At 30.4% G+C, this 15,333-nt stretch carries 16 protein-coding genes; 7 read left to right on the top strand and 9 right to left on the bottom strand.

The window, feature by feature from the left end; genetic code table 11:
• Positions 1–27: 27 nt before the first annotated feature.
• Entirely contained in the window at positions 28–210 is a 183-nt protein-coding gene (locus ACUUYC_RS02230) for a hypothetical protein (RefSeq protein ID WP_474263361.1), read from the bottom strand.
• A gap of 83 nt (positions 211–293) precedes the next feature.
• On the bottom strand, positions 294–2,630 hold the full coding sequence (locus tag ACUUYC_RS02235; RefSeq protein ID WP_474263363.1) for a TonB-dependent receptor: 2,337 nt from the start codon (positions 2,628–2,630) through the stop codon (positions 294–296).
• 48 nt (positions 2,631–2,678) lie between these two features.
• Here ACUUYC_RS02235 and ACUUYC_RS02240 point away from each other — a divergent pair, with 48 nt between their 5' ends.
• From ACUUYC_RS02240 to ACUUYC_RS02250, 3 genes are read left to right on the top strand one after another with little or no spacing between them, the layout of a single operon-like run.
• Entirely contained in the window at positions 2,679–3,968 is a 1,290-nt protein-coding gene (locus ACUUYC_RS02240) for an HAD-IIIA family hydrolase (protein WP_474263365.1), read from the top strand.
• 3 nt (positions 3,969–3,971) lie between these two features.
• Positions 3,972–4,946 carry a GHMP family kinase ATP-binding protein gene (locus ACUUYC_RS02245; RefSeq protein WP_474263367.1) on the top strand — a complete coding sequence of 325 codons (975 nt, stop codon included), beginning with the start codon at positions 3,972–3,974 and terminating at the stop codon, positions 4,944–4,946.
• A 5-nt stretch (positions 4,947–4,951) separates the two neighbouring features.
• Positions 4,952–5,755: an FkbM family methyltransferase gene (locus ACUUYC_RS02250; protein WP_474263369.1), complete on the top strand. Its 804-nt coding sequence runs from the start codon at positions 4,952–4,954 to the stop codon at positions 5,753–5,755.
• Here ACUUYC_RS02250 and ACUUYC_RS02255 read toward each other — a convergent pair.
• From ACUUYC_RS02255 to ACUUYC_RS02265, 3 genes are all read right to left on the bottom strand, one after another.
• On the bottom strand, positions 5,748–6,290 hold the full coding sequence (locus ACUUYC_RS02255) for an SIS domain-containing protein (RefSeq protein WP_474263371.1): 543 nt from the start codon (positions 6,288–6,290) through the stop codon (positions 5,748–5,750). The genes ACUUYC_RS02250 and ACUUYC_RS02255 overlap by 8 nt on opposite strands.
• Before the next feature lie 84 nt (positions 6,291–6,374).
• A complete protein-coding gene (locus ACUUYC_RS02260; protein WP_474263373.1) occupies positions 6,375–6,557 on the bottom strand; it encodes a hypothetical protein in 183 nt (60 codons plus the stop codon).
• Between the two features lie 176 nt (positions 6,558–6,733).
• A complete protein-coding gene (locus ACUUYC_RS02265) occupies positions 6,734–6,901 on the bottom strand; it encodes a hypothetical protein (protein ID WP_474263375.1) in 168 nt (55 codons plus the stop codon).
• A 265-nt stretch (positions 6,902–7,166) separates the two neighbouring features.
• On the opposite strand from ACUUYC_RS02265, the gene ACUUYC_RS02270 reads away from it, so the two are divergent.
• Both ACUUYC_RS02270 and ACUUYC_RS02275 read left to right on the top strand, forming a co-directional pair.
• Positions 7,167–8,561 (top strand): AMP-binding protein, encoded by a 1,395-nt coding sequence (locus ACUUYC_RS02270; protein WP_474263377.1) that lies wholly within the window; start codon positions 7,167–7,169, stop codon positions 8,559–8,561.
• Between the two features lie 2 nt (positions 8,562–8,563).
• Positions 8,564–9,622: a polysaccharide pyruvyl transferase family protein gene (locus ACUUYC_RS02275; RefSeq protein WP_474263379.1), complete on the top strand. Its 1,059-nt coding sequence runs from the start codon at positions 8,564–8,566 to the stop codon at positions 9,620–9,622.
• 180 nt (positions 9,623–9,802) lie between these two features.
• On the opposite strand, the gene ACUUYC_RS02280 is transcribed toward ACUUYC_RS02275, so the two are convergent.
• Both ACUUYC_RS02280 and ACUUYC_RS02285 read right to left on the bottom strand, forming a co-directional pair.
• Positions 9,803–10,891, bottom strand: a complete 1,089-nt coding sequence (locus ACUUYC_RS02280; RefSeq protein WP_474263381.1) for a hypothetical protein — start codon at positions 10,889–10,891, stop codon at positions 9,803–9,805.
• Between the two features lie 107 nt (positions 10,892–10,998).
• Complete coding sequence (locus tag ACUUYC_RS02285) at positions 10,999–11,274, bottom strand: acyl carrier protein (RefSeq protein WP_474263383.1); 276 nt, start codon at positions 11,272–11,274, stop codon at positions 10,999–11,001.
• A gap of 74 nt (positions 11,275–11,348) precedes the next feature.
• On the opposite strand from ACUUYC_RS02285, the gene ACUUYC_RS02290 reads away from it, so the two are divergent.
• Both ACUUYC_RS02290 and ACUUYC_RS02295 read left to right on the top strand, forming a co-directional pair.
• Positions 11,349–12,602 carry an exo-beta-N-acetylmuramidase NamZ family protein gene (locus tag ACUUYC_RS02290; RefSeq protein ID WP_474263385.1) on the top strand — a complete coding sequence of 418 codons (1,254 nt, stop codon included), beginning with the start codon at positions 11,349–11,351 and terminating at the stop codon, positions 12,600–12,602.
• Between the two features lie 46 nt (positions 12,603–12,648).
• Positions 12,649–13,581, top strand: a complete 933-nt coding sequence (locus ACUUYC_RS02295) for a beta-ketoacyl-[acyl-carrier-protein] synthase family protein (RefSeq protein WP_474263387.1) — start codon at positions 12,649–12,651, stop codon at positions 13,579–13,581.
• 122 nt (positions 13,582–13,703) lie between these two features.
• Here ACUUYC_RS02295 and ACUUYC_RS02300 read toward each other — a convergent pair whose 3' ends face one another.
• Positions 13,704–14,009, bottom strand: coding sequence for a cupin domain-containing protein (locus tag ACUUYC_RS02300; protein WP_474263389.1), 306 nt, complete (start codon positions 14,007–14,009; stop codon positions 13,704–13,706).
• On the bottom strand, positions 13,993–15,294 hold the full coding sequence (locus ACUUYC_RS02305; RefSeq protein WP_474263391.1) for a lysine N(6)-hydroxylase/L-ornithine N(5)-oxygenase family protein: 1,302 nt from the start codon (positions 15,292–15,294) through the stop codon (positions 13,993–13,995). Before ACUUYC_RS02305 ends, ACUUYC_RS02300 begins: the two co-directional genes overlap by 17 nt.
• Positions 15,295–15,333 lie beyond the last annotated feature (39 nt).

The following is a 15,333-nucleotide window of genomic DNA, read 5'->3' on the forward strand; positions in this document are numbered from 1 at the left end:
TTCAAGCTTATTAATTATCCTAAAGGATTAGTTAATTGGTGCAGCAGTACTTGGTGCAGCTGGAGCAGCTAATCCTCCACCTTCTTCTTCTCCACAACATCCTTGTGTGCAGCATCCTGCTAATAATCTTCCACCTACTAAATTAGCTTCTTCTAATTTAGTTAGCATCGCTTGTTTTAATGCGTTTAAATCTTTTTTCGAATGGTTCATAATGATAATTTTAATTAATTTTCTTATAAGAATAATTACCACCAAATATATACTTTATTACATTAGACAGCAAAAAAATACTGTTAAAACTGGACGCCATTCACGTCTCTTCTTTCAATTGATTTTCTTTGCTTTCGCTTAATATTTTTAGTCTTATTTGATTTGAAATTATATGAAAGTGATATTCGCAATCTTCTTGATTCAGGCTCAAACACACCCAATCTATAAGCATTGTCAGTTCTTATTTCATATTCTGGATTGTACGTATTGAATATATCATACAATTGAATCGCGATATTTCCATTTCCTTTAAATATTTTTTCACTGTAACCAAAATCAACTTTACCGTAAGGATTCCTTTTTCCTTGTGGGAAAACTGCATTTCCTTTGTATCTGAAGTTTAATTGAAAATTATGCTTCTTCCATTTAAATCTATTGTAGCTTCTTAAATAATATGATGTGAAATCTCTTTCAATTATCTGCGTGTCTATTATTGTTCGTATAGTAGCATTGTTTACGTCTACTGTATTTGTTATGGTATACCAATTATTTATTTTCCATCTACTAGATACTTCCAAACCATAAGAATTGTCACTTTCAATGTTTTCTAGCGTGAAAATGTATATATCCGAATTTGCATCTGATGGTCTTTGTATGTGAGAGATTCTATCATTCATGTTTTTATAGTAAACACTTGTTGATAGGTTGAATCCTTTTTTTTGATAGTTATGGGATACCTCCAATGCATTGATGTAAGAAGGCTGTAATTCAGGGTTTCTAACCGCGTACGATGTAGGAGAGAAATATTTTGGAATCGTAGTTAATTGCCAATGTTGTGGTCTTACTAATCTTCGATTATAACTCAAGAATATTGAATTTGCATCATTTATAGTATTAGAGATAAATACATTTGGGTAGAACTGTGTATAATCATAGTCATAATTCTCAGCATTTAACGCCAATTCTCGTTTTACGTATTCAGTTCGAAATCCAGCACTTAGATTCCATTTATTGAAGGTTCCATTGTAATTAAAATATCCAGCAATTATATCTCTGGAGAAATTGTAATCTAATGCAAAGTCAGGAAATGTCGGATTGTTTATACTTGTATTTTGCAAGAATTGATTAATATCTTGAAAGCTAGATTGCAATCCAAGGTCAATTGAATGTTTCGAAGAAATTTCTTTCTGGTAATCGATATTAAACTGCGCTAAATTTCCACTTCCATTGTAATCATACAAAAGTATATTATTTCCTAAACTGCCTTCAGATATTCTTTCAGATTCATTATCACCTGGCGACCATGCAAAATAGGCTTCAATGTCTAAAAAATGATTTTCTCCATCTAGAATCTTTTTGTATCCAACATTCAAATCATGACTATTATAATCATAATCTGTTTCATGAAAATTCCTATCTAAATTATTTACTACGAAATTAGAAATAGATGTTGGTGAAGTAAAATTACGCTTATAGTTTACAAAAAACTGATTTGTATCGTTAAGGAAATAATCAACTCCAAAGGTAAATGCACGATTATCTGATCTGTTTACGTTTTCTGTTATTTGTAGGATATCATTTAAAAAATCTTGCGTTCTCCCTTCAAAATAATTTTTACTTTTATTATATGATATTGAGCTATTGAAACTGAATTTATCTACTGTATAATTAGCGGAAAGACTTGATCTGTATTTTGCAAAAATCCCTTGAGTGTAACTAAAATTTCCATTAATATTTAACCCTCTTTCTCTATTTTTTTTCAAGATCACATTTATAATGCTAGAACCATCTGCATCCCACTTTGCTGATGGAGAAGTAATCAATTCTACTTTTGAGATATTAATAGGCGATAGCTGATCTAAGCTTTGCTGTGTTGGTTTTCCATTAATATAGACTCTTACATCAGTACTTCCACGCATGGAAATTGCACCGTTTTCATCAACATCAACCGAAGGAATATTTTCCATTATATCTGTCATCGATGCTCCTTTATTCATAATATCTGCATCGACACGGACAATCACTTTTCCGTTTTTTCGCTCTATCAGTTTATCATTAGACGATCCTTCAATAATTACTTCATCCAAACTATCGATTTTTTTCTCTAATAAAAAATCATCTAAAACTAAATTAGCAGCTAATTGATTTATAGGAACCAATAAACTTGTGTATCCTGGACTTTCAATTTCAAGCACATAGTTTCCTTTTTCAATTTCTTTCAGTAAAAATTTACCTTCTTTATTTGTGTTAACTTTTTGAAATATTTTATCTTTAAGGATTAACGATATTGTACATAATTCTATCGGTGATTTATTCTCTTGATCTACGATTGATCCTTGGATAGAAAAAGTTGTTTGTGCATAACTATTTATTGAAAATAGTAAGATTATTAAGAAATTAATCCCATATTTGAAAACCATATTCTCGTAGAATTTTAGACACTAAAAGTATAAAAAATAAATAATATAATGGTAGGTAAAGCCGTAATCTTAGCAGGTGGAAAAGGTACAAGACTTGGAAATATCTCTAAGAAAATTCCTAAATCCTTACAGCTCATAAACTCAACACCAATATTGCATCATCAAATTGCTTTATTATCTAAATATGGAATTAAAGAAATTTATATTATTACAAATTATTTGTATGAAAAAATAGAAGATTCTTTACAAGAAATGAATCAACACGAACACCTAAAAATAGTTGTTCATAAAGAAAGTAAGGAGTTAGGAACCGTTGGTGGAATTAAAGAAATTGAGCATAAATTGACAGAAGATTTTTTTGTATTGTACGGTGACATTATGTTAGATGTAGATTTAAGTCGAGTTGCAAAATTTCATTCAAAAAACAAATCAGACGCTACATTGGTTGTTCATCCTACAGATCATCCTAAAGACAGTGATTTATTAGGTGTAAATACATCCGGTAAAATAATTAAATTTTATCCCAAGCACTCAAGAGATCTTGATGCTGTGTATCCAAATATTTCAAATGCTGGTCTGTATCTTTTTTCTCCTAGACTGTTTCCATTTTTAACAGCTGGAGTGAAAGCTGATTTTGGAAAAGACATTTTCCCAAATATCATTGACAAGCTTCACATGTACGCATATAATACACCCGAATATTTAAAAGATATGGGCACTCCTGACCGGATTGAAAAAGTTCGAAAAGATTATAAAAATGGAATTGTCCAAGCTAGAAATTTAGAACGTACCCAAAAAGCTATTTTTATAGATAGAGATGGTGTTATCAATAAATTGTCTGGTTACATTAGTACACCAGAACAGTTAGTTGTTTTTGAAAATGCAATCAAAGCAATCAAAAAAATTAACTCATCTGACTTTCTTGCTATTGTAATTACCAATCAGCCTGTGGTTGCTAGAGGAATGTGTTCTATGGAAGAATTACAAGAAATACATAATACGTTGGAATTTATTCTAGGTAATTCTGGAGCAAAGTTAGATGCAATATTCTTTTGCCCACATCATCCTGATAAAGGATTTGAAGGTGAAAATGCAGCTTATAAGAAAGAATGTACTTGTAGAAAACCAAAAACTGGAATGATTGAAAGCGCTGTTGAACAATTCAACATTGATGTAACGCAATCTTACTTTATAGGTGATACCTGGAGAGATATTGAATGTGGTACTACTGCTAAGGTTAAAACTATTTTGGTTGGTGATTCTAATGAAGGAGTTAACACAACTCCAACTTCAAGAGCGGAAAATTTACTTGAAGCAGTTCAACAGATAATAAAATAAGCTATGATAATTACGAGAACACCTTTTAGAATAAGCTTTGTTGGTGGCGGCACAGATATTCCCGAATTTTATACGCAGCACAAAGGCGCAGTGATAAGTTCTTCTATTAATAAGTACATGTATATTAGTTCGCATCCGTTTTTTGACAAGAATAAAATAAGGCTTAAGTATTCTCAAACAGAAACTATTTCAAGTATTGGTGAGATACAACACGAACTTTTAAAAAGAATATTTACGAAGATGAACGTGAACAATGGAATAGAACTTTCCTCTATTGCAGATATTGTATCTGGAACCGGAATGGGATCTTCTTCTTCGTTTACTGTTGGCGTTTTACATAATTTAGCTGCGCAGAATAAAAAAGTAATTGACAAAAATGAGTTGGCACATACTGCATATGAAATTGAACGATCATTGTATTCTTCTATTGGAAAACAAGATCAATATGCAGCAAGTTTTGGAGGTTTAAATGTATTTGAATTTTCAAAGAATGGAGATGTAATTCGTACGCCTATACTACTCAACTCTGATTTTAAAACAGCACTCAATAAAAAACTACTATTGTTTTACATAGGAAGCAGAACGGCTACTAAAAGTATTTTAAAATCGTATGAATATGAAAAAAAGAGAACGGTTTTAATTCAAATGTCAGACTTAGTCTATGATTTAAAAAATGCTTTAGAAAAAGAGTCTTTTAGTGACTTTGGCGCTATTCTTCACGAAGGATGGTTGTTAAAGAAATCTATTTCTAATCAAATATCAACGAACGAAATTGATACTATTTATGAAACTGCTTTAAAAAACGGAGCTACAGGAGGCAAACTTTTAGGAGCTGGCGCAAGTGGTTTTATGCTTTTTTATTGTGAAGAAAAATACCAAGCTAAAGTGATTGAGAGCTTGCAACCGAACTATAGAAAGTTTGACTTTTCTTTTGAAGAAGATGGCTCAAAAGTTATTTTTCAAGATATGTTGATTTAATTATTATGGAAAAAATAATTAGAAAAAGAAATGTTGAATTTAAAGTTTTTGACAATTATAAAATAGAAGATTATTGCCCTAATGGCTTTTTTACAGATTGTGTTCAAAATGGAGATTGGGAAGAAGAGACATTTATTATTTTAGAGAAATATGCTACGAATAATAAAGTATATGTAGACGTAGGCGCATGGATTGGTCCGACTGTTTTGTTTGCGGCTAAACTTTATGAAAAAGTAATCTGTTTTGAACCAGATCCAATCGCATTATTGACCTTGGAATATAATTTGCTTATTAATGATTTTAAGCATGTTATTCTTGAGAAAAAAGCATTAGCCGATCGTACTGGAACACTTAAGTTTGGAGGTAATTGGGACATGGGAAATAGTGAATCTACACTATTGGTAAATGATGCTTCTTTTTTATCAAAATACAACATTGAAGGACAAAGAGGAACTTACAAATCACGTTCAGAAAATATTATTGAAGTTCCAACAATTACAATTGAAAAAGTAATAGACACACATGCTATAAATCCAGCTACAATTGGGTTGATAAAAATGGACATTGAAGGTGGAGAGTATATTGTTTTGCCAGCTATGAAAGATTTCCTGCAAACGTATACACTTAATTTCTATTTATCACTTCACTTTGTATATCTATTGGATTTTCAAATTAATGAAATATTAGATATTATGTTTGGAATCTATAACAGATGTTATACAATTATTGATGAAAAAGAAATAGAAGTAACTCGAATTGAAATTACGCAAGAAAAGATTGAACAGTTAGTTTTTGAGAAAATTATATAAGATTCATACGTAAATCATCTGCAATACTTCTTTTAATTGCATGAAAACAAGAAAGATGTATATCTTCTGCGATTTCCATATCATGAATTTGAATATGTATGTTTTTAGTAGCTATATTTTTCAAATCGCCTCCATCAAATCCACAAAAACCTATTGTTTCTATACTTCTTGAATTTGCATATTTAATAGCATTTACTATGTTTTTCGAATTTCCACTTCCAGAAATTGCGATTACTAAATCTTGTTTTTGTACTATGTTTTTCAGTTGTTCTCTGAAAATTTCTTCATAGTGAATGTCGTTTGCAATGGCAGATAACACAGTCGTATTATCATTTAAACAAACAACACGCAACCCTTTTATAGTTTTCAAGTAATCGCCAGCCACATGAGATGCAGTAGCGCCACTTCCTCCATTTCCGAAAATATAAACTACTCCATTTCTCTTATAACAATTCAATATACTATTCTTAATAGAAATCAAATCATTGGTATCTATTTTTGATATTGTATCTGTTAAATCACTAAAATATTGCATTATAATTCTCTATAAATTATTTGTAATAACTAATGTTTAGGATCATAAAAAAAGCAAACCGAAGTTTGCTTTTTCCATTTATTTTTATTCCCAACACATAGATACATCTTGTTTTGTATAGCAGTTAGCAATATCAGAATTATTAATTGGTACTGGATCATTACAAGTTTCTCCATCAGAACAATTTCCTCTACCTCCTAAAATTGAGTCAAAAATTGAAATTGAACTTTTGTTAAGTTTTAAAGTTTTAAGTTTCTTTTTTTTCATGATTTTAAATATTTATGTTAATGGTCACACAAGTTAACATAAAAGTATTAATGTTACTAGAATATTTTCTTAAAAAAATATTGAAGCACTTCTTAGTATTGAATACATAGAGGCTTAAAATTACTAAAGCTTATTGTCATAAAAAAAGCAAACCGAAGTTTGCTTTTATCATTTTTTTATTCCCAACACCAAGATACGTCTTGATCTGTATATCTAACAGGTTCAATTGGTTTATCATTACAAGTTTCTCCGTCAGAACAATTTGCTCTACCTCCTAAAATTGAGTCGAAAACTGAAATTGAACTCTTGTTAAGTTTTAAAGTTTTAAGCTTCTTTTTTTTCATGATTTAAAATATTTAAATTAATAATCATCCAAGTTAGAATAAAAGAATTAATGTTACTAGAATATTTTCTTAAAATATAGTCCTCATTATAAAAATAAAACGTTCTAAAACTGAATAGTCAGAATGCTAGAAACAATAAAAAAATATGAAATCGTAGCAATTTAAATCAGATCATAAAAAAATTTCCAAAACCGAAAACAATTGACCATCTTTGTTAGTGTGATCAAATAAATTTTACACCAAGATATTTTCTAAAAGCATTAAAATGGAAGTAAAAACTAATGAATATTCTAATTTATTTGAAATATATCACAAAAACTACCTAACCAACCCTCAAAGTACCTACATAGAACACAACAATTCTCATTATACATATGCAGAATGTACTCAGATAATCAATAAAATTACTACCTATTTACAGAATAAAACAGCAAAAAATCGACCTGTTGTAGGGCTTAGTTTTACTGACCAATTTAAATTTATAGTCTCGTACTGGGCATGTACAAAATTAGAAGCAGATATTATTCTTATTCAAGATCCAAATTCTCGTGCTGGAATGAATGAGCTAGAAACCTTGAATGTAGCTATTGATATCATTTTGTCAGACACTAATTTTGAAGTAAATCATGATGATAAAATTGATTTCATAGAAACTTCTAAAAAGGTTCATTTTGAAACAAACTCAAAAAATACAGAATGGCAAGGTTGTATTTACTTTTATACAAGTGGAACAACAGGGAAATCAAAATTTGTAAAAACCACGTATTATCAGATCGTAAATGCTATAAACTGTATCAAGGAAGAAAAATTGATGCCATATACTGAAAATCAAAGTGTTTTAATCACTGCTCCATTATTCCATTCATATGGTTTAAGTTGTTTGATAGAGTATACTTCGGGAACTAGTAAAATAGTACTTCCACCGACAAAAGAGTACGTCAATCCGATACAATGTCTATTTAACAAAAATATAAGTACGCAAGTTTCTGCTATAGAAGGCGTTCCATATTTCTACCAGCAAATGGCTTTATTCATAAAAAGAATACAACTACCCAACATACAACATATAGGAATGGGAGGCGATGCTGTATCTCAAAAGTTATTAGATAAGTTTCATGCAAAATATGATAGTCTAACTTTCTCAATACGTTACGGAATCACTGAGATTCCTTCTGTAGTTAGTCTAAATTATTTTAAGCATTCGCCACATTGTAAACCTCACGAATTAGGAGAAATTCCATCAATTTATACAGTAACTATTGAAAAAGAGAAGGAACATGTTACTACTGGAGAATTATCAATTGAACATTTTTATCTTCCAGATGTAAAAAAGAACATACATACTGGCGATATATTTGAACATGTAGCAGACAAATTTAGTTTTAAATCCAGAAATACGTTTATAAAGTATAAAGGCTATAAAATAAATCCAATAGAAATTGAAACACATTTAAGTACGCATACAGCTATTGATGATTGTAGAGTTTTACTAATCAATGGTATATTAACTGCTGAAGTAGTAACAAGTGATACAGATATAAACTTGGGTATTGTTAAAGAATACTTGAAAGAGCAATTGAGAAGTTTTTTGATTCCTGATAGAGTAGAAATTGTAGCGTCCATAAAACGGACTAAAACAGGTAAAATAATTAGACATTAATTATGATTAAAATATTAACTTTTTTTGACTGTTACAATTACGGAGCTTATTTACAAGCCTACGCATTACACAAGTTTCTATTAGAGAGAGGATTAGAAAATGAATTCATTAATTACAGAACTAAGAAAAGTATCAATAATGAGTTTAATGAAGAGTTAAAGCCAGGTGCTAAAAACATAAAACTATATCTTAAAATCTTGGGTAAGGTTTTAAATTTTAAATTTCACCAACGAAAATTAAAAAAGACAAAACCAATTCACTTAGCGTCAGATCTTAAAAAGATGAAGTTTGATAAAGTCATTATTGGAAGTGATCAAATTTGGTGCTATACGCAAGAATGGGGAGGAATAGACACTACTTATTTTTCGGATAATATAAACGCAAAAACAATCATTGCATATGCTGCAAGTTTAGGACCCGATAATTATAACAAACAGCATCCAAGATCAATTTTAAGATTAATGAAGAATTTTAAACATGTTGGAGCTAGAGATCACAACACGTTAAACTTCGCTAAATTAGCGCGTCCGAACGATACAAAAGGTCCGCATTTAGTGTTAGATCCAACTTTGATATATGATTTCGGTACAGAAATTAAGGAACCTTCTATCAAAAACTACATTATATTTTATTCTGATAAATTACAACCATCTAAGGATGTTATAGCTAATGTGAAAAAGATTGCAAAAGAGCGAAACCTTAAAATTATTTCTCTAGGAAAACCGTATGATTGGTGTGATAAATGTATCATTACATTATCTCCTTTTTTATGGATGGGTTATATGAAAAATGCTGATATGGTAGTTACATGTATGTTTCATGGTTTGCTTTTCTCTGTAAAATTTCAAACAGAATTTATGATGTTTTTAAATACTCACAGGAAAAACAAATGTTTAGATTTCTTGAAAAGAGTGAACCTTGAAAATAGAGTTATTGATAAGCCTGAAGATGTAGCCGAATTATTTAATAGCAACATAGACTACAATGCCGTTGATTCTTCGTTGAAAACTGAAATAGAGTATTCTAAAAAATTCTTACTAAGCACCCTAGCTGATAGCTAAGTTTATAATTCGGGTTAGCTATAGCTGTTAAATGTCATAAAAGGTATGAAATGCGTCATTCTGTACTTGATTCAGAATCACACATCGCTATAAATTCAATCTATATAATGAGTACCTTGAATCAAGTTCAAGGTGACGAATGATCATATGACAAAAAACGAATATATAATGCTGATTGCTTTAATTTTTGAGATCAGCTATTATTTTTGAAACTAGGTCAGGAAGTTCAGTTTTTATCTTTTCAATATTCTCATGAAATTCCAAAAGCATGTTATTTGAAAAATTTTCTTGCTGCCATTTACTAAATGAAGTGCCAATTTTAAGACGTTCAATTAAGAGTTGATTTCCTTCTTCATTTTCTCCCATTGGATCAAGGTAAATTAACGGAGTTCCTGTAGTAATCGAATCTACGATCGTCATTCCTCCAGGTTTGGAAATAATTGCTTTGCTTTCAACAATTAAATCTAACACACTATGATACTCGTCATTATTAGAAAACAATATGTTATCTGTTGAAATAATTTCACCTAGTGCTGGAAAACGAGAGATTTCTAAACCATTATTAATAGGATCCCAGTTAGGATCATTTAGATAAAAAGTAGTTTTTTCGGCTCGACGAATCGTACTAGGAATATCTTTTATTAAAACTTTTTTACTACTATTTTGAGGCAATTTTTGAATTGTTTCTAAAAAATTTCCAAGTCCCCATCCACCTCCATGAATCACAACTGATTCTTTTCTTTCGTTAAAAGGAATATAATTTAGCGTTGGGGTTAATAGTTTATAATTTATTTTTCCTTCGTTAAGATCTAAAAAAGAATACGTTTCCTGTATGTCAATCTCATCATTCACTCTCCATGTCACGGCATCACCAGCATCAAGTCTGCATAATTTTACACTAAGTCGTGGATTATACTTGGAATACAAAGACAATAAATCTAGCCAAAGTCCAGAAAAACACAAAAATTCAGAAACTTTTTCTTCTTCCCATCTTTTAAACAATGTCTCTACCTTATTTGGGTCAAACATGTTAGATGAATCAATGGACAATTTAGTAGCTAGTTTAGCAAGCTTATAGTTTTTACTGAAAGCAGTTTTTGATGCTTCATAAGTCTTTCTCTTTGCGTCGGTAAAGAGGTGTTCTATAAGCAATACTTCGCTATCATATCCTGCTGTTTCTAGACCATTAGCCACAATACGAGCTGGAAAGTATACGCCAAACCCGAAAAGAGATGTTAAAACCTTTAGTGAAGATGATTTTTTAGACATTAGGTTACTTATAATCCATTATTATACTGAAGATATTTGTTATAAAAGCTACTACCTATATCATATAATTTGTGAAAATTAGCTACAAATATTTTCTCATTAGTTGATTAATTTGCACTGTTTTTTTCTATGCATTCTTTAATAAACTTCTCTATATACTCGTATCTCTTAAAATATCTTAGATCCAAACTTCCTACATCAATTTCAACATCAAACTCATTTTCTAACTCTAATATAAACTCTAAAAATTGTAATGAATTCAATCCAATTTCATCAATCAAATCAACTTCATTAGTTAATTCATTTGGCTGCACATTTCTTGACAGAACTTCAGTCAATGCTTTCGCTATTTTTTCTTTTAAAAGACCCTGATTATTATCCATTTTGCACTATATTTAAATTCTAAAGTCCTAAAGTAGGGCATTTGAATGTACTATTTTCATTTTAAATAAAAATTATGAAATATTTTAAAGTTTTAATAATTTTAAGCTTATTAATAATTATTCCTTTAGTTGTTTTTTCAAACCTAAAGACCTCCACTACTTCTGAAAATACGAATCAGAATGAAACTCTAATAGTTGATCAGCCAAAAATTCTAACAGGTGCAGATCAAGTAAATAAGTATTTACCATATTTAAAAGATAAAAGAGTTGGGCTTTTAGTGAATACCTCTTCAATAATTGAAAACACTTCACTTGTAGATAGTCTTCTTTCTTACAAAATCAATATAAAATACATTTTTGGACCCGAACATGGTTTTCGATCCAATGCAGGCAATGGCGTTTCAATAAAAGATGAAGTAGATTCTGCCACAGGAATTCCTATCGTATCGCTATACGGAGGAACAAGAAAACCGACAAAGGAGCAAATGGATGAATTGGATTTGATCGTATTTGACCTACAAGATGTAGGCTGTAGGTTTTTCACCTATATAAATAAGCTTTATGATATAATGGAAGCTTGCGCAGAAAACAATAAGGAGTTGATCATCTTAGATCGTCCTAATCCGAATGGTTATGTAGATGGACCTGTTTTAGATATGAAACTTAAGTCTGGAATAGGAAAATTTCCCATACCTATAACTCATGGAATGACAATGGCGGAATTTGCACAAATGATCAATGGAGAAGGTTGGCTACCAAATAAAGCTACCTGTAAACTACGTGTAATATCTCTTAAAAACTATACGCATTCAACGTACTATGAATTACCCGTGAGTCCATCACCTAACCTCAACACGCAACCATCTATTATGCTCTATCCATCATTATGTTTATTTGAAGGAACAATAATTAGCCAAGGCAGAGGAACTTATATACCATTTACAGTGTTAGGAAACCCTAAATTAAAAGATACATACAAGTTCTCATTTACTCCAAAAAGCATATCAGGCATGAGCAAAAGTCCATTACATATGGATAAAACTTGCTACGGTATAGACTTAAGAAATTATGACGTTGAACAATTGCTTAAAACAAAGAAAATCAACCTTAAATGGTTAATGGAATTCTACAAGAACTATCCAGATAAAGAGAAGTTTTTTGATAAGTCTCAGAGTTCACAAATTGGAGATTTCGATAAATTAGCTGGCACCGTCAATCTAAAAAAACAGATAATCGCTGGAACATCTGAAGAAGAGATCAGAGCAAGTTGGGAGCCAGAATTGTCGAAATACAAGATTATGAGAGAGAAATATGTACTGTATAAATAGGTTTCATACTCCAATTCCAGAATTAATAGATTAAAAAAGTAAATGAATGAAAAAAATCGCTTCTCTTTCAGCAATTGAATATGAATTAGGGAAAAGTCAACCCATTGATACATTAGATTTTTTAATAAATGATCAGGATACATTAGAGCTATATAAAAAAGCTGGAGCGAAGTACTATGCAGCATCTGAAATATCAAATATTGACCTTTGTGCTAATGCAATAGAAAAAACGCTAAAAACTACTTCTGTTGAAAAAGATGCAATTGATGTGGTTTTATATGTTTCGGAAAACGCTACAAGAGGTTACAGTATCAATATAATTGATATAAATAAATTGTTGTTGAGAGTTGGTTTAAATAAAGCATTACCAATCGGCATTTCTCTTTCTGATTGTGCTAATATTATCACTGGTTTACAAGTGGGCGTAAGCATGATTGCTTCAGGAATGGCAAACAATGTTCTTTTGATTTGTTCTGATATGATCACTGGAGAAGATGAAAAACGAAAAATGGAGCGCGAGACATCAATTTTTAGTGATGGAGCAGTAAGTTGTATATTGAGTAAACCCGGGAATGGTGATTTTGACATTTGCAGTTTGGTCAATGAAAATTTGCCCTATTTATGGGTAAAGAATTCAGAAGCTCACGAACATGAGTATTCTATGGAAAAGTTTAAAATTATGCATCGGATCAGCCGCGCTATTCTTAAACAGAATATTTTAAAACCTATAAATATCAAAAAAGTATTTACTAGTAATTATACACTACCTACGAATAAGTTATTTGTTAAAATGACTGGTTGTAAGGCTGATAAAGGGTATTACGATAATATTGGAAGGTTTGGCCATACACTAGCTGGAGATATACTTATAAATCTTAAAGACTTCTATAAAGATAACACCTTAGATTCTGGTGACACTTTTCTTTCGCTAGTAGATTCATATTCAACTTGTGGAGCTATCGTGTTTTGTAAAAAATAAAAAGATTTAAAATCAAAAAAGCCTAACAATTTAAATTGTTAGGCTTTTTTAATGATCGCGAACTCTCAGAACTTTTTGATGGAGGCGATAAACCATCAAATGGAAAAATAGTTATTTTTCAGCTACCACCATATTGAAAACACAATTAACTCTTCTGAACCAGTGTTTTCTATTTGGTGTGTTTTATTGGATTCCATGAATATGAAATCTCCTTTTTTAACTTCAATGATACGCTCATCATTATAATTGATTTTTCCTTCTCCTTGAGAAATTAACCAATATTCTTTTACCTTATGTACATCTACAGGTGATGTTAGTCCTTTTTCTAAGGACCACTTTGACATTTTGAATGGAGAATGGTTTCCTGTAATGGCTTCTTCAATAGAAATAGTGTCCTCTATAACAGCGTCTTTAAATAGTAACTTCATATTTTTTATTTTTGCTTAAATTCCAGTTTATCAAAGATTTATCAACTAAGGTGTCATAAAGATCAATTTTTGCTACAGAATTAATGATTTTCGCACTTCGCCATGCTAATAAACTTAAGTTAGGATCTGCAACACCTCTCACATGTCTAGAACCATTATGTAAATAAATTTTCCCTTTTAATGATTCATTCATTTTAATAGAATAATCTTCATTCGTATCAAATTTTCCATCGGTAGTAACTAGTTTATCCATGATAGGATTTAGAAATTTTGGCAACTGATATTCTAAACCTGTAGCAAGTACAATAATATCTGATTCTAGATGTATTGTTGCATTTCCGTCATCTTTTTGGTTTAATTGCATATCAAAACTTCCGTCACTATTTTTTTGCATTCCATTAAGTCGAGTATTCATATACATATTAATATCTGCTTTTTGAAGAAGAAATTTATTATTGTATAGTAACTCATAGATCTGACTTAGCGTAGATTCACTAATTCCGTCACTAGTATACTTTTGAAGATTTAGAAGTTCTCCTTTTAATTCTTGTTGAAGATCAAAAAAGTACTCACTATAATTAGGACTATACAATTCGTTTGAAAAAGGAGTATTTTCCATCGGAAGTAAATTATAGCTACTGCTACACCAATTAATGTTTTCTGGAGACACATTTTTATCATTCAATAAATGTAAAACAATCTCTGCTCCACTTTGCCCACCTCCAACAACAGTTATTTTTTGATTAGAATAATCAACAGATGTTGTTAAAAATTGAGTGCTATGAAAAACTTTTTCTCCTAAATAAGGTTTACTGCAATCAGGAGTTTTTGCAGTTAATCCAGCACCAATAAGTAAATTTTTACTTTGATACTTTTTATTATTTACTATGATTTGAAAAAGGTCATCTACATACGTTACTTCTTCAACTTTTGATGAAAATGATAATTCATCCATAACATCTGCACACCATTTAAAATACTGCTCAAATTCTTTTCTTTTTACATTATCAAAATTTCCTTTTGCAGCAAACATATACAATCGTCCAGTCTTCTTTAAAAAGTTTAAAAAGGAAAAAGGACTTGTAGGATCTACCATAGAAACCAAATCTTTTAAGATAGAGACCTGAATTGTAACATCTGGAAACATCATTCCTGGATGCCATTTAAACTCTTCTTTATTATCAAAAAAGTGATAATTTAAATCTTTTTTATGTGGATACAATAATGCTGCGGTACTTAGATTGGAAGGTCCAATGCCTATACCAATGATATCATGTGTTTTCATACTGCTTTTTTTAACTACTATTTTAGATCTCACTTTTTG

It is taken from the genome of Kordia sp. E (assembly GCF_056033805.1).

Bases quoted from the DNA above. Each gene is read 5' to 3' on its own strand.
- ACUUYC_RS02255 (WP_474263371.1), bottom strand. From the start codon at position 6,290: ATGCAATATTTTAGTGATTTAACAGATACAATATCAAAAATAGATACC.
- ACUUYC_RS02290 (WP_474263385.1), top strand. From the start codon at position 11,349: ATGAAATATTTTAAAGTTTTAATAATTTTAAGCTTATTAATAATTATT.
- ACUUYC_RS02245 (WP_474263367.1), top strand. From the start codon at position 3,972: ATGATAATTACGAGAACACCTTTTAGAATAAGCTTTGTTGGTGGCGGC.
- ACUUYC_RS02230 (WP_474263361.1), bottom strand. From the start codon at position 210: ATGAACCATTCGAAAAAAGATTTAAACGCATTAAAACAAGCGATGCTA.
- ACUUYC_RS02235 (WP_474263363.1), bottom strand. From the start codon at position 2,630: ATGGTTTTCAAATATGGGATTAATTTCTTAATAATCTTACTATTTTCA.
- ACUUYC_RS02270 (WP_474263377.1), top strand. From the start codon at position 7,167: ATGGAAGTAAAAACTAATGAATATTCTAATTTATTTGAAATATATCAC.
- ACUUYC_RS02250 (WP_474263369.1), top strand. From the start codon at position 4,952: ATGGAAAAAATAATTAGAAAAAGAAATGTTGAATTTAAAGTTTTTGAC.
- ACUUYC_RS02275 (WP_474263379.1), top strand. From the start codon at position 8,564: ATGATTAAAATATTAACTTTTTTTGACTGTTACAATTACGGAGCTTAT.
- ACUUYC_RS02305 (WP_474263391.1), bottom strand. From the start codon at position 15,294: ATGAAAACACATGATATCATTGGTATAGGCATTGGACCTTCCAATCTA.
- ACUUYC_RS02265 (WP_474263375.1), bottom strand. From the start codon at position 6,901: ATGAAAAAAAAGAAGCTTAAAACTTTAAAACTTAACAAGAGTTCAATT.
- ACUUYC_RS02280 (WP_474263381.1), bottom strand. From the start codon at position 10,891: ATGTCTAAAAAATCATCTTCACTAAAGGTTTTAACATCTCTTTTCGGG.
- ACUUYC_RS02300 (WP_474263389.1), bottom strand. From the start codon at position 14,009: ATGAAGTTACTATTTAAAGACGCTGTTATAGAGGACACTATTTCTATT.
- ACUUYC_RS02295 (WP_474263387.1), top strand. From the start codon at position 12,649: ATGAAAAAAATCGCTTCTCTTTCAGCAATTGAATATGAATTAGGGAAA.
- ACUUYC_RS02240 (WP_474263365.1), top strand. From the start codon at position 2,679: ATGGTAGGTAAAGCCGTAATCTTAGCAGGTGGAAAAGGTACAAGACTT.
- ACUUYC_RS02285 (WP_474263383.1), bottom strand. From the start codon at position 11,274: ATGGATAATAATCAGGGTCTTTTAAAAGAAAAAATAGCGAAAGCATTG.
- ACUUYC_RS02260 (WP_474263373.1), bottom strand. From the start codon at position 6,557: ATGAAAAAAAAGAAACTTAAAACTTTAAAACTTAACAAAAGTTCAATT.